The sequence below is a fragment of the Kothea flammea genome (assembly GCF_052161645.1).
In the GTDB taxonomy this organism is placed as follows: Bacteria; Planctomycetota; Planctomycetia; order Pirellulales; family Pirellulaceae; genus Laterigemmans.
Genome location: NZ_CP197414.1, coordinates 3,456,709 through 3,475,519, shown reverse-complemented (window position 1 = coordinate 3,475,519; position 18,811 = coordinate 3,456,709). Strand labels below are relative to the sequence as shown.

Below are 18,811 nucleotides of genomic sequence, written 5' to 3'. Positions count from 1 at the left end.
TGGCTTCAAGCAGTCGTCGCTTCCTCAAGTCGACCAATAATCTTAGTGTCTAGCTTGAAAGTTGGCTTTCTGGTAGGAGGCACTCAGATCTACTGGACACTTGGCAGTGTACTTGGTTTTCGAAACAATTTCCCATCCTGATTAAATGACTTCATTTCGAAGGTTACAGTTCCGAAACAAACCATGGCGGAATTACGCTCCAATCGCTGCGGCGCTCTGCTGTGACAGTTGGCTGGCCGGCCTACATCGCTTACCAATCAAGCCAACTTTCTGGTATCGCTTCCCTTGCCGACCATATCGAGATAGTACATCGCCATCCCCGTCGCGGCACCAATTGGGTAAGCGATGTAAGCCTTGGCGATAATGAAGGTAAACGAAGCTGGCGGAGCCACCAGCAGTGCTCCTAATATTGGCGAAACTAGGCCGAAGGCGAGCCAAGTACTCTTGTCGCGACCACGCAGCGCGATTGATGCTGAAACCCAAAGCACCACCGAAGCCAACATTACGTAATTGGGCCAAAATTCACCAACGGCTGGGAAGTAGGGAGAACCCCAGTACATGCTCGCCAGCCCCAACCAGCCCATGCTTGCGGCCAGTAATACGACAATCGGCATTTTTATTAGCGATGACCTTAAAGATGACGACATTGTTTACTCTCACCGGATTGGTGGCGGGTAGTCTTTGGAACATTAGCGAAGGATCATCGCAGAACCAATATTTTAACAGCTGTCGCGTTGCGATGCTGGGGTAATCAAACCGATAGTTTTCGTCGCTGCCCCCGCGGATCAGCGGCAGGCTACAATTAAGTTTGACATCAGTCGGCAATGTACCGCGAATCGAATCGGCGAAACCGCCGAATCCATGAGTGCTTCAATTCCCGTGTGTTCACTAACATAGATGGATAGACCGACCGCCGGTCCCGATGTATCCCGGTTAATCGCTGGCCAGATTCGAGAAGCGGCCCAGTCAGGGGGTGAGTGCAGTCCATGGAGACGTCAGCGCCATTGGCCAGTTGTGACTCTATATCTACGCGACGGGATCGCGAGTCTTATGGAAAACCCTTACCGTACCACGCAAGCAGAACCAGAAAAACCCAACTTCGCGAACCAGGAGAGCGGTAAGCAAATTGTTATTAAGTTCTGTGTGTTCACCTTTTTAGCTTTCAGCCTCGTCATTTCCACTGCGGTGATGGTGCTGGGGTTCGGAAGCCTACTGCCATTCTGAGATCGGTGGATTACCTGTAACGACCAACTATGTTTCCGCGCCGGTTTCACTTCCCATCCGTCACACAGAGAGTGTTTTCTGATCGTGATCGACCGCATCGCCATAGCCGGATACCGATCGATTCAGTCGATCGTATTACGACTGGGGCAATTGAACGTCGTGACTGGCGCGAATGGGGCTGGCAAGTCAAATCTTTATCGTGCCCTGAGATTACTTGCGGATGTCGCTGCCGGACGACTCGCCGATTCGCTCGCTTGCGAGGGCGGTTTCGATTCCGTCCGCTGGGCCGGACCGAAGAGGAACGTAAAAGATCCGGTTAGTCTCCGACTGGAGTTGACGGCTGAACCGCTGAGCTACTGTTTTGACCTCGGTCTGCCGCAACCGAGTGAATCGATGTTTGCTGGGGATCCTGAGATGAAGCGGGAGTGTTTGTGGCGAGGTGTTGGCATGTATCCGCGGAACCTATGTGCTGACCGTCGGGGCGCAACGCTTTGCTGTCGAGGTGCATCCGGTAAATGGCAGGACATTGAAATGCTGCTGCCGCGGCCTGGGAGTATGTTGTCCGAGTACGCCGATCCTTTGGCCGCTACCGACTTGATCATCATGCGAGAGAGCCTGCGTCGTTGGCGTCTCTACGACACCTTTCGCGTTGACGGGCGTTAGCCGGCACGTCAAGGCTGCATTGCGACGTTCACACCGATCATGGCTGGGGATGGGGCTGACTTACCCGCAGCCATTCAGACGATTAGTGAGACCGGGGGCGGGTGTAGCTTGGATGCTGCGATTGATGATGCATTTCCAGGCTGCGAAGTTCGCATCGCCGCAACGGATGCTGGCATGCAAATGGTATTTGCAACGACAGTTCCAAAGTGCGTCGCTGATGATTGATTCGCACAGCCTGGTCAGGTAGCCTATAAAGGGCGTTCTGGTCTGTGGCTTTAGATTATGATTGCCGGGGGGCATGTGATCTTTGCGAGAGCAGCCGCTTGTCGCGAAGCGAGGGCAACAACGGCCTTACCACCTCTTGCGGTAAATGTGGCACCCGGCGGCATTGCACTATCGGAATTTTTTGGGAGATTCGTTTGCGTTTTGATGTACGTTTTCCATCGAGGATCGTGCTGCCTGCCCTGCTTGTTGTTGGCGGCCTTTTTGAGCCGCTAACATTGAAGGCGGAAGAAGCGGCTTTGCTTAGCATCCCGGCTGATGTTCATGCGGTGATCGAATCTGCTTGTGTCGATTGTCATTCTGGAGAATCAGCGGAGGTGGGCGTTCGCTTTGACCAGCTTGATAGCTTGAGCGAGATTGCGAAAATTGATTTGCTGAATCGTGTGCAAGATCAGCTTTTTTATGAACTCATGCCGCCTGAGGATGCTTATCAGCCGGGTGCTGTGGAGCTGAAACAGCTTACTGGATGGTTACGGCGGGAACTCCGTGCGCGGCAGGCTTCCAAGCTGGATGAGAAGCTGAGGGAGCCGGCTTACGGAAACTATGTTGATCATGAGGCTTTGTTCGACGGTTCGATCAGGGAACAAGCTTTTACGCCCGCGCGACGCTGGCTGGTGAGTCCGCAGATCTTTCACGAGCGCGTGAATGCCATTTTCAAGCTGACGGGACGATCGCGCCAAACAAATTTTTACGGGGTCACCAACCCCATTGTGCTGCCAGACCACTCGGGAGTTCGCTACTACGATACAGCGGCGCTCGACGGAGGGCATTTGCTGGTGATGCTCAATAACGCCAAATGGATCGCTGATAAGCAGATTTTCGCAGCCTTGCATCACGGAAATGATCCACGCAAGCTCACTTTCCCAAATCCCAAAGATAAGTGGGTTCCTGCGTTTTCTCCTAAGACGTTTGTTACCATCGTGCGAAAAGAGTCGCTGGCGAGCGATGAAGAAATGATCGCAGCCATTCACTCTCAATTTGATTGTGTGCTGCAACGGGATGCGACTGATACGGAATTAAATGAGTATCTGCCGTTGCTGAAATCGGCGATGGAGCTGGGGGGAAATATTGAAGGTTTGCGGCAGCTTCTGATCAGCGTGCTGCTGAAGTCGGAATTTTTGTATCGTTTAGAATTTGGAGCTGGCGAACCGGATGATTTTGGTCGCCGCACACTGTCGCCGCGTGAAGCTGCTTACGCGATTGCCTACGCCATTGACGACCGGATTCCCGATAAGCAGTTATTCCAAGCAGCTCGCGAGGGACGACTGCTGACGAAAGACGACTATCGTCGCGAAGTGACCAGGCTGCTCGATGATAAGCAGTCGTTTTATGGTGAAGTGGATCCCACGTTGTCCGGGATTGTGATTCATGGGAGTGCTGTGACACATCCCAAGATCAACCGCTTCTTTCGGGAATTCTTCGGCTATCCCAGTAGCACAAAGTTGTTTAAGGATGTTGCCCGTAGTGGTGGGTTCTATGACAATTTGGAACGTGGATATAGCGGGACAGCTGGCTCTGTGACGGGAGAAGCAGATCTTATTGTTGACTCGATCCTGAGGGAGGACAAAAACGTCTTCGCCAACTTGCTGACCACCAATGAATATTTCGTGCTACGCACCAAGAGTGATGACGGGGGGCGGAAGCTGATCGAGCAGTGGCGACGCGCCTACGAAGGACTGCAGGAGACGGATTGGAGAAACGATACCGAGCAGGCACTGCTAGACAACTTTGAGAAACACAAGGATCTATTTGCAATTCTTCGGATTGAGGACCTCCGGGAGGACCGTCGTCGAGTGCATGTTCGTGATTACAAGCGGTTCATGACCTTCTTTGAAAATACGTTCGGCAGGGGCATCACGCCGATTACTTACCCGTGGTTTTTTCATGGTGGGCAGAAGTATCGGCATTCGGAAATTTACAATTTGCCGCATGTGACTGGGGCTGGGCCGCTGCACTACGAAGGAGTTTACGCACGCGGCGAGTATGCCGATATCGAAACATGGGATTATCCGCTCGAACAACCTTTTCGTATTGCGAATCGAATGGGGATTCTGACGCACCCAGCTTGGCTGCTGGCGCATTCGCAAAACACAGAGACCGATCCGGTTCGACGTGGCCGGTGGATTCGTGAGAAACTTTTGGCCGGTCGGGTACCTGACGTGCCGATAACTATTGATGCACAAATCCCGGAGGATCCACACCATACTTTGCGTGAGCGTCTCGCTTCGGTGACTGACCAGCAAGCGTGCTGGAAGTGTCATCAGCAAATGAACCCACTGGGACTGACTTTCGAGATCTTTGATGACTTTGGTCGGTATCGTACTAAGGAAAGTCTCGAACATCCAGAGAATATCGTGCAACAGGCGAATGGCCCGACCGCAGTCAACTTATACAAAACGAAACCGGTTGACGCGTCTGGAACATTATTGGGAACCGGTGACCCCACGCTGGACGGTGACGTGCGTGATGCGTTTGACTTGATTCCTCGCTTGGCGAAGTCAGATCGTGTTCGGCAGTCGATCATTCGGCACGCATTTCGTTACTTTATGGGACGGAACGAAATGCTGTCCGATTCGCAGTCTCTGATTGACGCGGATCAAGCCTATTTGCGCAGCGGGGGCAGCTTTCGAGCGGTCGTCGTTTCGTTATTGACCTCGGATTCCTTTATGTATCGTAAAGACAGCACAGATTTGCTACGATCGACGGAGAGCCAGAACACTATTACTACCCGCAAAAACTGAGATTCGACCATGGCAACTCGGCGAAACTTTCTATCGAGCTCTCTGGCCGGTATTGGCGCGCTGAGCCTCGCATCGCAATCGCTATCGGCTAACAGCGCGTCATCCAGACCGCCAAGGCGATTCATTTTCATGCACAAGGGGAATGGTCTGCTTCCTGAGTCCCTCATGCTGCCGACTTTTCAGCAGGAGCAGCTAGACGCTGAGAGAAGGCGGGCTGCCTTTGAAGCAGATCTTGACGAACATGAACTTCCGGAGTGGATGAATCCACTGGCCAGGCACAAGCAGAACCTAACGATACTGCAAGGGCTATCGGGAAAAATGTGTACCACGGGGCATCACACATGGTGCTCCTCACTGGGGGCTTACAAAGCAAACGAACGGCTGAGTACGATTCGGTGGGCGACGGTGGATTTCCAGTTGGCTGACTTGTTTCCATCACCGTTTCATCACATTGAGTTAGCCTGTTTCCCCAGCAGCGGAGGCAATTCCCGGGGCAACATCAATGGCATTGAGAAAGGCTTTTCGGCTCGAGGTCCCCAGCAACCGAACTATGCGTTCGGCTCACCAAAAATTGCCATGCAGGAGTTGTTCAAGTCTGTCTCTTCCGATCAAGATGACCAGACACGATATCAGTTGGAACGTCAAGTTCTCATGTTTTTATCGACTGAGGAATCGTCGTTGGCCGAGCAACTGAGCGGCATTGAGCAACATAAAGTCGGCAACTATGCCGAAGCGCTCAAAGCTATCCAGCAGCAAAACTCGCGGGTTGAGGCGATGGGGGACGTCATCCGCCAACATATTCCGCAGCTCGATGCGAAGTACTTAGCTGAGAATCTAACGACCGTTGATCGTCAAGACGGACTGGTCGAGGTATTGCTAGCGACGCTGATTTCAGGAATGACAAATGTGGTCGCTTTCACGGCGGATGAATTGGGTACGCCCTATACCGGTCTTCCGGGAATCGAAGGTGAAAATGTCAACTTGCATGACGTGGGACACGGCAAGTCTTTTGGCGGCGTAGAAGCACTGGCTATCCGAGATAAGGTTCGTCATCAGCACATGATATTGATTGATCGAATTGTTAGTCGTCTTAAGAGTGTTCCGGAAGGGACTGGCAGCATGTTCGACAACACGATGCTGTTCTATTTGCCGAACAATGGGGAAACGCACCATAGCAAGGGAACGGAGTGGCCCTTCGTGGTCATGGCTGGAAACAACACGCGGCTCGACATTGCCCGGCGATATATTCGGTTGCCTGGTTACAACCAACCGGGCCACAAGACATTGGGCAATTGGTACACGACAATATTGAACGCATATGGAAATCCGATTAATCATTACGGTGCTCTCGACGTGGGTCTGAAGATCAATCAAAAGGGGCCCATCGAGCAGTTTCTTGGATAGGGTCTAGTTCGCTCGATGATTAAGCAAACCGAGGTTTATTTGACGACTTGCTTATCTCACCGAACGATCGTGCCAGCACTTGGCAAAGCTTAGTGACGATCAGAAAATGAATATCGCATGCCACTCCCCCAAAGCAGGCGTTTGCTCGGCCTCCCACCAAGTTTAACTGGGCTAAACTCATCGCAAAGGTCGGATATCTAAATCCTGTCGACCATGTACCGAGTCAAAACGGCGGCTTTCTCCCGAGCGGAGATTTTTCTTCTGGATCGTATTGTCATCGAGTCTTCCTTTGGACCATAGGACAGCCCGATCAGAGAAAAATCCAGGTTCCGCTGAGGCAGGACCGTTCTTTAGGATTCACTCAGCCAACGCGTGATATTTTCTCGCACGTACTTATCGTCAGTAAGGTGAGGATATGCTTCTGTGACGCGGGTGATTTCCTCGGCTTGCCCGGGGCTGAGCGTTTCTTGCGGATTGAGGCACCAGTTACCTTCGAGTAGTCCTTGTCGACGAAGCACCTCGTGGATGCCGGCAATGCAGCCCCGAAACTGGTGCTTGGCGTCGAAGATCGCCGCGTTCATATCAGTGACTTGAACAGCCAAACGATTCAGCGCTCGTAATGCCGTTCCGCCAGTTTCAGTGCGTGCTTGCAGTGACTCGCGGAACCACTTTACCGAAGCAGCGGTTCAGCATGCCCAGTGCCCTAGCAATCCGCCGGAGAATGAGGTGTGTCGCACGCTAGTGCCGGTCGTAAACTCATAATGGCTGAGCAGATCATGGATAATCGTATCGTCGTTACCAGTTAGTAGGGCAATTTCTTTACATCGAGTCGATTCGCTGACGGCGCGAACGACATCTAGGGTTTGATAACGGTTGAATGGAGCGATTTTGATCGCCACGACTTGCTGGATCTCGGCGAATGCTTGCCAAAATTCGAACGATAACGCGCGACCACCGACGGCCGGTTGTAAATAAAATCCCACAATTGGCATCACTTCAGAAACGCGACGAGTGTGATGAATCATTTCGTCATCGGACGCGGAGCCTAACGCGGCCAGTGATAACAACACAGCATCATAACCCAAACGGTGTGCGTATTCCGCTTCGCAAATCGCCTGTTTCGTCGCCCCGCATGCACCGGCAATTAACAATGGTTGTTCGCGGCTGGTGGCTAACGAATGACTACGACCTGTCTCGGCGGCAAGTTGCAACGCGGGTAACAACAATCCGTGCCGCGGTTCGCGAATAGCGAATTGGGTGGTGTGAACACCGACTGCCAACCCATCAACGCCCGCGTCCAAGTAATAACGAGTAAGCGCTCGCTGACGTCTCACGTCAAGTCGGCGATTTGCGTCTAACGCAAGGGGATGCGCCGAAATAAAGACGCCTCTGCGAAACCTGGCGGCCAGTTGACCTAGGCGGTGGAGCGACATGTTGGTCAAAAGTTCCCGTCGCGAGACTCAAAGTGGGTCGGCTTGCCGAAGGTCAGTCCGCCAATCTTTGTCCAGTGAGCAATCCAGTTAACCAATTGATCGATCGAAACTCGCGGTTCCCCCAACAGCTCAACCATTTTTCGAGAGTCACTCAGGAGTGCCGTCGGTTGCTCGTCTCCCACCATCTTCAAATCACGATTCAGATTTTTCGCCAATCGTCTCGCAATATCCCGAACACGTTCGTGCGTTGTGCCCGTGACGTTGAGGACAGTTGCCGGTGTCGAGCAGAGCCCAAAAGCCCGCAGGATGAAGTCGTTTGCGTCCCCCTGCCAAATCGCGTTAAAGGCGGGCATCGAGACGTCGATCGGCTGTTGCTGGGAGACTTTTCCAGCGATGTCGGAGATTACTCCGTACCTGAGATCGTGAGCGTAATTTAACCGTATCAATGTGGTGGGACTGAGTGAACCGGCGGAGCTAGCGTAGTGCTGGAAAATACGTTCACGAGCGACTGCCGCATTTGGATATTCGCCAATCGGTGTCAGCGGATCTGATTCGACACTGCCGCGGCTCGCTAGGTCGACCAGTGGGTAAACGTTACCGGTTGATAGCGCTACGATTCGCGAGCCCGGGTAGCGCTGAGATGCCTGTATGGGACCAAGCGTGTTGGTAATCCACGTTGGAACCGGGTCACTGGTGGTGCCAAACTTCATGCCAACCAGATAAATTACATTGGATGCATCAGGTAGTTGGGCAAGCCGCGCCGCATCGAAAACATCGGCTTGAACAACTTTCACCTTTCGTTGCTCAAGCCACTGGAGGGCAACCGCATCGCGAAAACGACTGACGGCGATCACATCGAGCGAGTGCCCAGCGGCTTGAGCAGCCCGTTTGGCAAGCACAGCCAAGCTCGGCCCCATTTTTCCACCCGCTCCGAGAATTACGAGAGGGCTGGCCAGTGTCTTGATCATGTCGCAAAGAGCGGCAGTGGGACGAGTCAGCACCTCATCGAGCTGGGCAATGGAATCGATGACCGTCGGAAGAGCTTCTTGAGCCACTTGCATTCTGTTTCCTTTGTCTGACACTTAAACTGGCACTACTGCACTGAATACCGGTATACTTTCAATGCGTTCAGATCTCGCACAATGATACCCCCCCTAAATACACCGAGATAGGCCCATGAATCATCGGCGACTTTACGCCTATCTAGGATCGTTAACTCATCTCGATTCGGTTCAATCGTTATCAGCTCGCCTTCGTTATTGAGAACCAAGAGAACTTCATCGTTGCGAATTAAGCTTTGATACTTACCCATCGGGCGACCGGTCCAGAGAATTTCGCCCGTTGACGCATCGAGCGCTTGCAGTCGTTCGCTGCTGGTGTGCATGAGAATCGTTTCACCGTCAACGACGGGGGATGACATGTAAGCCTGAGTTTTCTGGTTCCAGATTTCTGCACACGACCACCCCTTCTCCGCGCGGGCCACGCGAAAACATTGGGATTGCCCCCGCTGCGCCGCCGTGAACACTCGACTTCCTACAACTGTTGGAGTCAATATATTCATGTTTCGATATGCTTCGATCCGTGTCGCCCAGAGCAAAGAGCCATCTACTAAATCAACCCCACACAATCGCGTTCGCGTTTGCACGACAAGTTGGCGTTTGCTGTCGATAGCGTGGATGACTGGACTGCTTAACGCATCGTTTTCGTCACCCTCATCGGCTAGTGTTTTCCACATGGTGCTACCATCTAGCAGCGACAATTTCACCGTAGCTCCGCCAGCCATCACAATTACCGTTCCGTCATCAATTAAGGGCGAAGAAACTCCGCCGAATGGTGGGCGCCGCGAGTTGAATCGTTCTGCCAAGTCAGCTTTCCAGCGAATTTCCCCAGTTTGTTGATCCAAACAGATGACCTCGTCTCGAGTGCCCAAGACAACGATCGCACCTTCTGCGAGTGCCGGTGTGGACTTGATCCAAGCGCCATTTGCCATTGCATAAGGAGGCACCGTGATTGCTCCTTCCCATTGCGCGGTCCATAGCAACTCGCCTGTCTCAATATTAAAGGCTGATACACGTTCATAGGTCTCATCCACGGTTTCGGTCGTGTAAACATGCTTGCCATCAGTAATAGGGCCGCTGTAGGAGGGTTGCATCGGTTTTTCCCAAGCGAGCTCGAGCGTTGCAAGTGATGTGGGCAGGTTGCCCGCCCACGTGCCATCTCGACGGGGGCCACGCCACTGGTTCCACGTTGCATCCTCCGCAGTTGCGGTTGGTGCGGGCGACTGGGGCGCGAACGTCAGTGCGATCGCGGCAGTGATTGCTGCGGTTAAGGATTTCATCGAGGTTTCTTGCCAAAAGTGGGGAGACGGAAGTGGTTCACTGTGCCAAGTTGGTTAGCTCGGCATTGTACAGCCGTCTTCAAGTCCCGCCTGCAATCACCCCGCTCGGCGGCACGGATGGCAGGCAAGGGAAAAGTAACTTATAAGAGCATTCAGAGTCAGCCGCGCGTGACAAATGCTCCTTGCCCATCGCCACCAGAAATTGGAAAAGTGACATGAAACGCACGTTCGCACTTTGCCTACTAGTGACGTCTAGCGTTGCGGCTCAAGTGGGATATTGCACAGATCGCTACTATCGTGACATCGCAGCGACTTCCCCCGCCGGGCGTTACCAAGTCACAGCGACGTCGCCGGAGAATAAAAATCAGACAGAGGATGTCGCCTTCCAGTCAAATTTTACCTACGCCTTTAAGGACATGCGAACGGAGCAAATAATTTGGATTCGCAAACAGCCCATGGGAGCGCCTAAGGTTTGGGGCGGTGATCCCAAGCATACTTACACTCCAGCGCTGGGAGGATCGCCAGCAGACATTCATGTATCGGATACCGGCTTTACGGTCATTTATACAGGTCTGGATGAACTTATCGTCATCGATCCCAAGGGCCAGGAGACCGGAAAGATCAATGTCCTCGATGACTGCTTAACGAAAGAAGAAGAAAACAAATACGTATCGCACACAACCGCCGGCCCGCTTTGGGCCAGCAGGTCCCATTGGTACTTCGCCAATGTGGATTCAAGGGAATACTTCATCATTCGGCCATGGTGGGGCAGACATTTCATTATCGAGTTAATGACTGGCGGGAACACGAGGAGAACAAAGCGTCTAGCCGAGGCTATCGAACAGGCGGAGAAAGAATATGTTCTAAAAGTGCTTCAGCCCGTTCTTGATGGCACTGCGGCAAAGTGTGACTGCTGCGATTGCGCCGGAGGTACATACGAAGTCGAATTCGTCGCATATCTAGCCGGTGTTCTAAGAATAAAGGAAGCGGTCCCAGCGCTTCGTAAGATTGAAAACAGCACCCACATTGGAATATCCACGTCGGGGGGATTCTCGAAGGTTCCTGAGGGACGGGTCACCCCATTTAATTTCGCTACCTACACGACCCGGCAAAACGTCCACTTGTCCCTTCGCCGACTTGGCGAGAAACCTGGAGCATTTCCGTGTACGGAATTCAATACCCATCACGAGGAATACGCCAAACAAAAACTTTACCTACGGAAACCAGTTCCCGGCACCCGCGAGTCGAATGCGGAAAAAGTGAAGCAAGGCATGTCGCCGGAAGAGGTTATTAACCCGTATCGATTCCCCAGACCACATTCCTGACAGTGATTGGCATTATGACATCGACGCCGAAGAGCTCTACACCTTGATCATCTCTTGGACGGGTAATAGAACGGTTAAGGCCGTTAAGGTCGTTCGTCCGCCACTATGGCAAAAAGGGACGACGCGTGATCGCGATTGGTGAGTACCTCGACATAGGTCTTTCGGTTATATCAGCCGTCGAGCGCTAGCTCACGGTTCCGCGGAACCGTGAGCTAGCGCGATCCGGTTGATTCGGTCGCAAGAGCGACACTTGGACGTGGGCAATCGATAACGTGGACGTATCCGAAAGACGGTCCCCGTTTGCTAGACTGACGTTGAACCGCGAGTAACCTATCCAACGTTCAAGTTAAACAAGAAACTCGTTTGAGGATGAAGGTTAACAGAGGCGGGCAGCAGCGGCCGTTAGTTCCCGGCGTAACGCGAAGATTCGCCCGCTTCAATTCATCATGTCCGACACCGCTTTGGCACGAATAATTGCAACGCGCAGGTTAATTTAAGGCGGTTGAAGACTTGTCTCACATGCGGGTTTTATTGGATGAGCCAGTTGCATTTCGGCACGCGGAATTGAATCCGTTGTTGAGGAGTCTGCATGGATATTAACTCGGATCGTACATGGCCGTTGCCACGGCTGCCTTGGGTCATGCGCATGACTTGGTCGGAACTGCTGTTTGCGCACTGGGCGGTTCACCCGCAAGCGGTGGCGACGCTGCTTCCCGATGGCGTAACGTTGGACACTCGCGATGGCCAAGCTTGGGTGGGCGTGGTGCCGTTTTTGATGTCGAACGTCGCTCCGCGGTGCTGCCCGCTGATTCCCGGCATCAGTCGCTTTCTCGAATTAAACGTCCGTACTTATGTCACGATCGACGGGAAACCGGGCGTTTGGTTTTTCTCCCTCGATGCCGCCAATCGTCTGGCGGTTCGCGTGGCCAGGGCGAGCTTCAACCTTCCCTACATGGATGCGAGCATGTCAATTCGCCATGATAAGCAGGGAAAGATCACTTATCGAAGCCAAAGAACGCATCGCCGCGAACCGGCGGCAGAGTTTGATGTCGACTATGTCGCCACCGGTGAGTTTCATGAGGCTGCACCAGGATCGCTGGAGCACTGGCTTACCGCTCGCTATTGCCTCTACAGCGCCAACCGCCGGGGGCATTTGTTTCGTGGCGAAATTGACCATCCACCTTGGTCATTGGCGGCGGCAGACTACGCCGAGCGGGTCAACACGATGGGTAAACCATTCGGTTTTGTGTTCACCGGCGAGCCACATTTGTTGATCGCCAAACCTGTCGATGTGCGGGCCTGGATCGTGACAAGATGCAAGCCTCAATGATCGCTTTACCGCCGAGAGAGGTGCCCACCGTCTTTGTGGCGGTACTCGCACGACGGCGATCGCCTAGGCCAAAATTGGCTTCACGACCTTGCCGGCAACGTCGGTCAGGCGGTAATCGCGTCCGGCATGCCGAAACGTTAATCGCTCGTGGTCCAATCCCAGGAGGTGAAGAATCGTGGCGTGAAAGTCATGAACGTGCACGCGCCCGGTCGCGGGGCCGATCCCGTATTCGTCGCTACTGCCGTGAATCATCCCGCCTTTGACTCCTCCGCCCGCCATCCAAGAGGAAAAGACTTGGTGATGATGTTCCCGCCCCTTCGCGTCGGCACTCGTGTTGTAGGGAGTTCGACCAAACTCGGTGGTCCAAACGACTAACGTATTTTCTAACAGGCCTCTTTGCTTCAAATCAGTGATCAAGGCAGCCTGCGGCTGGTCAATCGCCTTGGCGAGTGGAGCATGCGCTTGCATGTCACCATGGGAGTCCCAGTTCTCGCCCGACCCCGAGCCGGTATCGATCAACTCGATGAATCGAACCCCGCGCTCGATCAACCGACGTGCGACCAAACACTGCCACCCAAAACCTGAATTGACACCCGGCTCGATTCCATAAGACGCTAGCGTAGCGGCAGTTTCTCGCGACAAGTCAAACGCCTCAGGGGCTTCGCGTTGCATCCCAAACGCGGTCTCGAACGATCGAATTCTCGCTTCCAACGCCGCATCGCCAGCGCGATCGCTTAGGTGTTGCGTGTTGAGTCGATCGCGCAAATCCATCTCCAGCCGTTGCAACGATTCGCTGGCCGACAACGGTTTGACGTTGGGCAGCGGATTGGGCCCAGGTTTGACGTGCGTTCCCTGGTGGCAACCGGGTAGGAAATCGCTACCCCAAACTTGCGCACCAGCGTAGGGGGCCGCCGGAGCTAGCACCATAAATGACGGAAGATTACGGTTCTCTGTCCCCAGCCCGTAGCTGACCCACGATCCGATGCTGGGCCGCGCAAAATTGAACGATCCGGTGTGCATACCCATTGTTGCCTTATCGTGCCCGGTGTGATCCCCCTCGACACAATTCAGCACGCATAGATCGTCGATCACTCGGCCCAAACACGGGAACAGATCGCTGACCGGTATCCCGCTTTGACCACGCGGATGAAAATCCCAATTAGGACGTTTTAAAAAGCGAGTGAAATCACCTGATTTACCCTGCCAATTGTCAATTGAGATCGACTTGCCGTGGTCAGCGAATAACTTTGGCTTGTAATCAAAAGTGTCGACGTGCGAGGCCCCGCCGGTCGAAAACATAAATATCACATTGGTCGCTTGAGGAGCGAAGTGCGAGACGCGCGGTGCCAGCGGGTCGGGTGCGATGGCTAAGGATTCATCAGCCAACAAACTGGCTAGGGCGAGGGCACCGAACCCACCGGCGGCGCATCCCAACATGTCACGACGCGAAGTCCCCTGTGCGTTGAACAATGGCAAGCTTTTGTTAATCGACATACAGGAACTCGTTACTGGTCAATAGGACACGACAGAACGCGGCGATCGACTGGTGCCACGCACCCTCATCACCTGTCGACCGCAGGATCTTACGCGATCTATTAAGAAAATTAGTCGCCTGAGCGATTTCGGATTCGTCTGGATGACGCGCCAAGACAGTCTCGTATGCGGCCACGACGGCTTGATCCGCATCGGTGTCCGCTGGCTCGCAACTTGCGGAGATTCGCGACGCCAGTTGCTCGGCACGTTGGTGCACCAGCGGCGCGTTCATTAAATATAAACTCTGCGTCGGAGTGATTGTGACTTGGCGAGTCGCTGTGCTGATGTTCGGATCTGCCGCATCAAATAGGGCTAGAAAAGGGTGGCGACGCGCCCGCTGGATCATCAGATAAACGCTGCGACGGTTTGAATCGTAAACGGCATGGAATGGATAGTGAATGGTAAACTGCCATGAATCGACCTTGGGGAATGGGTGTGGTCCAGCAGAACTGGTGTCCAACCCACCGCTGACCGCCAATATCGAGTCACGTATCGATTCGGCATCCAGTGGTCGACGGCGGTGCCTCGCGAACCAGAGATTTTGCGCGTCGACTGCAAGCTGTTGGGGTGTCGTCTGGCTAGTTAGCCGATAAGCTCGCGACATCGCAATTCGCCGTATCAGCCGCTTAATCGACCAACCATCTTCAGCGAATTCGGCTGCTAAGAAGTCTAGCAATTCGGGATGACTGGGCCTGGTTCCCCGTGTGCCGAAATCGTTTGGGGTGTCGACCAATCCGCGACCGAACAGATGATGCCAAACTCGATTGACGATCACTCGTGCCGTTAAGGGATTGCTGTCGCGTGACACCCATTGAGCCAACTGCAATCTCCCGCTGCCGTGGTAATCATCAGGTACTAGATCGCCACCAAGGATCTCGAGAAAACGCCGAGGAACTTCATCGCCAAGGCGATCTGGCTCGCCCCGTCGTTGGACCTTTGCATTCAGCGGTGTTCCCTCAACCACTCCATAGGCCATTGGAAAGCCGATGCTAGACTGCAGGGCAGTTTGCTCGGCCTTGATCCGCCCACTATTCGCATCCAACTCCTTGAGCTCATCTTTGATAGCGACGAAGTCGACCAGCGGCTGGGTGGATACCGGCTGAATCGACGACGCCTCAGAAAGAGGCGGAAAAGGGTTCATTTGGGCGATCACGTTATCGATGTCACGCGTTGGCGATTTCGATTGATCATCTCCAAAGCCATCGCAGACAAAGGTATTGAGAATTCCGTCCCAATTAGGATGGATAGCGAAATCTTCGAAAGAAGTGACATCGCCCGGTCTGCCAATCTGGCCCGAGAAAGTCCGCTTTGATAAGTCGATTTGGAATTGGACGTTATACCAAACTCCGGGATCCAGACCGCGAACAACTTGCGTTCTTTCGCCGTTGGAAACTTTGATTTGTCGTGAGTCCACACTGACCTGAATCGCCAGTGATTGTAGGGCACCGCGGGCCAGGAAAAAGCGATATCCACCTGGCCCTTCGACGGCTTCGGTGTTGCGGAAGTCAAAATTAAAGTGGAGCAGCGAAGATGTTGCCGCGGATACATCACTGAACTCTTGTCGCACACCGTCTGTAAGCTTTCCATGCGAAATACGGATACCTTGCGAACCGATCGGCAGGACGTGTGCGAACGGGCTTTGTGCTTCAGGGATTACCGAATTTGGACCGGCGGTGAACCATGGCGCGGCACCGGGTTGATTGAGCGTCTGCATTTCCAAGCCAGGATCGCGGCTGAGGCCAACCATGTTCCGCGCGATCAACTCAGCTCGTCTGCCTTCAATCTCTGCCAGCCTAGCTGCCAACACGCCGACTTGATCCGCCACACGTTGCCGAGCGGAATTGACGACCGAGGGCAATTCGAGTGGAATCAAGTTATGAGGCTTTTTAAATTCCTCGCCGCCCGGGAAACTGTACTGCGAGCTGGCGAAAATGCCATACAAGGCATAATAATCCTCAGCCGTAATCGCATCGTATTTATGGTCATGACAGCGGGCACAGCCGATGGAAAGACCCAGGATCGATTGTCCGAAATTATCAAGCGTGTCGGCAATGTCCAGATGTTGAAACTCGTTGTTGATGTTGTAACCAAACCGCTTGGTCATGGCGAGATATCCGGTCGCCGTAATTTGGTTGGCGTATTCTTCAGTCGTTATTCGACCAGCCGCCGCCGCTTGATTGGCAAGGATATCGCCAGCGATTTGTTCTTGCAGGAATCGATTGTAGGGTTTGTCGCTGTTGAACGCCGCGATCACATAATCGCGATACTTATAAGCTTCACGGATTGGGTAGTCGGCGCCATCACCGGCGGTGTCGGCATAGCGGACAACATCTAACCAGTGACGTCCCCACCGCTCGCCAAAATGAGGCGACTGCAGCAAGCGATCGATCGCTTCCACATCCGCGTCAGGGGATGAATTGTTGAGAAAAGCCTCAACCTCATGTATGGTCGGGGGAAGCCCAATCAAGTCATAGGTCAACCGCCGCAACCAAGTCCGGCGGTCGACGTCGCTCCCCGGTTGGATATTGTGCCGAGTCATTGCATCGAGCAGAAAGCGGTCGATATCTGTCCGAGCCCACTGGTTTGATAGGTCGTGCATCGGGACGGATGGTTTCGCCACCGGTTGAAAAGCCCAATGCTGTCGATCAGCGTCGGTGATCGGACCGGAACGCAGGCCCAGCGGATTCGCTGGCGTCTCGTCGCCGGAGTTGGGCCATGGGGCGCCTTCTTCGATCCACTTTCGGAGCGCCGCGATTTCGTCGTCCGCCAGTTTCTGATCGGGTGGCATGCGAATATCGCCGTCGTAGTTGACAACTTTTAACAGGAGACTGGTCGCCCCGTCGGCTAACGTGATCGCCGGTCCGCTGTCGCCACCCGCCAACAGTGCGGCTCGCGAATCAACTCGCAGCCCCGACTCCGCTTTCGTGCCTCCATGGCAATCTCCGCAAGCCTCAGCCAGTAGCGGTCGAATCTTGGATTCGAAGAATTGCTCCTGGTCAGCCGTAATCGCCGGCACTGATTCTTGGGCGAGCGACGCTGTTGTACTTACGATCTGCAGGCAGCCGAGCGTAAAGGTAACGAACAGCCACCGAATGTTGCCGAGTAAGATCGTTCGCTGCATTGCCCTGCTGTACAGGCAGCCATTTTTCGAAGATGGAGTCATGCAATGAATACCAGGCTGGGGGAGAGGCTGACACTGGAATTACTTCAGCAGTTCGGGTGGGGCCGCCGGCGGGCCTTAAGTGTAGCAGATCGTAAGCTCGCGGTAGCTATGTTCAAGGCGGCTGTGGGACAATGTAGAGCGATTGTCCCCAATCGCTTGCAGGACTGCAAACAGCCGAGGACGGCAGTTCTACAATTTCGCGAAACTCCAAGCACCCGCTCAAGCATACCCAGACCAAGGCAACTAAACTTGGCAGCGACACCTAACCCACCATCAAACGCCGCACGATTTCTGCGACGGCGGAGTGGGAGCGACTGTAGGAGACAATTCTGATGTCGAGACCATGGTCGCGGTATAATTTACACGCGCGCTCGATTGCGTCGGCAATCCACTGGTTTCGATTCCCGAAAACGCCTCCGCCCAGCAGGGTGAGAAAGACCACGCGGTTGCCAGTGCTGGCTGCGTTGAGGACCGTGGCGGCCAACGTTGCCTCGTAGGCTGCGTCGAGGATTAGTTTGGCAAAATCGGTCCATTGCTCAGTTGATTGGCTGCCATAGGCGACGGGCAATGCCGAGCAATAAGCCTGCGAGACGCGGTGGCTGACGCCAGCAACGGTAACCTCGGCGTCGAGTTGTAATCCGACACGCAGTTGTCCCAGCAAGGTGTTCCGTTCGGCTTCGTCTGCTGTGCGAATCTTCTGAGTGATCTCGGCCAATCCATTGTCGCTCGGCAAGAGGTAGCCGTTCTGCACCCTCCACAGCCGCTGATCGGTGTTACCAAGTTCAAGGCCTAGTTCGACGGAGCAGTCGATTTGTTTGTCGGCCGATTGGCCAATCTGGCCGTCAACGTCAGCGAAGTAATTGCGGTAGATTGTTCCTGCACCGCAAGCGATCGCGCACGCAGGACCTTGCGTAGGATCGAGCTCGTAGATCCCGACACCACGCTCGGGAGTAACGCTCGGGCCGGTCATTTCCAACAAGTTGAACTGCGAGGCGACTTGGAACATCGCACCGGCATTGGACGGGTCGGTGTGCAATTGGCGGACATCGGCGACAATTTCGCGGACGCTCGACAACCGCCGCTCGGTGGCTAGTTCCGCCACTCCGCGTCGTAGTTCAGATAATTTCGGTGTCTCCAAACGTCCAAAGGCCATCCGCTTACCAGTCGGAACAACGATACAATCACCGGCGAGCAATAGTTCCCTGCGGACCTGATCTGGCGATTGCTCATCGACTCCGGTAAGCCTTTTAAACCAAGTCATGTCAGCCCATGATGATGCGGATAGTTTTCAGGAAGGAAAAACTTGAGTTAAGTGTAACCCGATTCTCAGTACTAAGGAACTCGCGGTGTTCTAGCGTCGCCTCTCGCTCCGCGA

11 protein-coding genes and 1 pseudogene are annotated in these 18,811 nt (G+C 53.9%); 5 read left to right on the top strand and 7 right to left on the bottom strand.

Annotated elements, in window-relative coordinates; all coding sequences use genetic code 11:
- Positions 1-257 precede the first annotated feature (257 nt).
- Positions 258-647, bottom strand: coding sequence for a hypothetical protein (locus tag SH139x_RS13140; RefSeq protein WP_488355657.1), 390 nt, complete (start codon positions 645-647; stop codon positions 258-260).
- A 661-nt stretch (positions 648-1,308) separates the two neighbouring features.
- On the opposite strand from SH139x_RS13140, the gene SH139x_RS13135 reads away from it, so the two are divergent.
- The 3 genes from SH139x_RS13135 (at position 1,309) to SH139x_RS13125 (ending at position 6,314) form a co-directional block, all read left to right on the top strand.
- A complete protein-coding gene (locus SH139x_RS13135; protein ID WP_488355656.1) occupies positions 1,309-1,887 on the top strand; it encodes an AAA family ATPase in 579 nt (192 codons plus the stop codon).
- Between the two features lie 419 nt (positions 1,888-2,306).
- On the top strand, positions 2,307-4,910 hold the full coding sequence (locus tag SH139x_RS13130) for a DUF1588 domain-containing protein (protein ID WP_488355655.1): 2,604 nt from the start codon (positions 2,307-2,309) through the stop codon (positions 4,908-4,910).
- Between the two features lie 9 nt (positions 4,911-4,919).
- The gene (locus tag SH139x_RS13125; protein ID WP_488355654.1) at positions 4,920-6,314 is read left to right on the top strand and encodes a DUF1552 domain-containing protein; all 1,395 of its coding nucleotides are present in this window, start codon (positions 4,920-4,922) and stop codon (positions 6,312-6,314) included.
- A 350-nt stretch (positions 6,315-6,664) separates the two neighbouring features.
- Here the strand turns inward: SH139x_RS13125 and SH139x_RS13120 are convergent.
- The 3 genes and pseudogenes from SH139x_RS13120 to SH139x_RS13110 form a co-directional block, all read right to left on the bottom strand.
- Positions 6,665-7,747 (bottom strand): annotated as a pseudogene (locus tag SH139x_RS13120) (dihydrodipicolinate synthase family protein).
- Positions 7,748-7,752: 5 nt separating this feature from the next.
- Complete coding sequence (locus SH139x_RS13115; RefSeq protein ID WP_488355653.1) at positions 7,753-8,808, bottom strand: NAD-dependent epimerase/dehydratase family protein; 1,056 nt, start codon at positions 8,806-8,808, stop codon at positions 7,753-7,755.
- Between the two features lie 32 nt (positions 8,809-8,840).
- Entirely contained in the window at positions 8,841-10,085 is a 1,245-nt protein-coding gene (locus tag SH139x_RS13110) for a PQQ-binding-like beta-propeller repeat protein (protein ID WP_488355652.1), read from the bottom strand.
- Positions 10,086-10,300: 215 nt separating this feature from the next.
- Here SH139x_RS13110 and SH139x_RS13105 point away from each other — a divergent pair, with 215 nt between their 5' ends.
- Both SH139x_RS13105 and SH139x_RS13100 read left to right on the top strand, forming a co-directional pair.
- Complete coding sequence (locus SH139x_RS13105; RefSeq protein ID WP_488355651.1) at positions 10,301-11,410, top strand: hypothetical protein; 1,110 nt, start codon at positions 10,301-10,303, stop codon at positions 11,408-11,410.
- 589 nt (positions 11,411-11,999) lie between these two features.
- Entirely contained in the window at positions 12,000-12,740 is a 741-nt protein-coding gene (locus SH139x_RS13100; protein ID WP_488355650.1) for a YqjF family protein, read from the top strand.
- 63 nt (positions 12,741-12,803) lie between these two features.
- On the opposite strand, the gene SH139x_RS13095 is transcribed toward SH139x_RS13100, so the two are convergent.
- From SH139x_RS13095 to SH139x_RS13085, 3 genes are all read right to left on the bottom strand, one after another.
- A complete protein-coding gene (locus SH139x_RS13095; protein ID WP_488355649.1) occupies positions 12,804-14,234 on the bottom strand; it encodes a DUF1501 domain-containing protein in 1,431 nt (476 codons plus the stop codon).
- Positions 14,224-17,436 (bottom strand): PSD1 and planctomycete cytochrome C domain-containing protein, encoded by a 3,213-nt coding sequence (locus tag SH139x_RS13090; RefSeq protein WP_488355648.1) that lies wholly within the window; start codon positions 17,434-17,436, stop codon positions 14,224-14,226. Before SH139x_RS13090 ends, SH139x_RS13095 begins: the two co-directional genes overlap by 11 nt.
- Positions 17,437-17,698: 262 nt before the next feature.
- The gene (locus tag SH139x_RS13085) at positions 17,699-18,697 is read right to left on the bottom strand and encodes a hypothetical protein (protein WP_488355647.1); all 999 of its coding nucleotides are present in this window, start codon (positions 18,695-18,697) and stop codon (positions 17,699-17,701) included.
- Positions 18,698-18,811 lie beyond the last annotated feature (114 nt).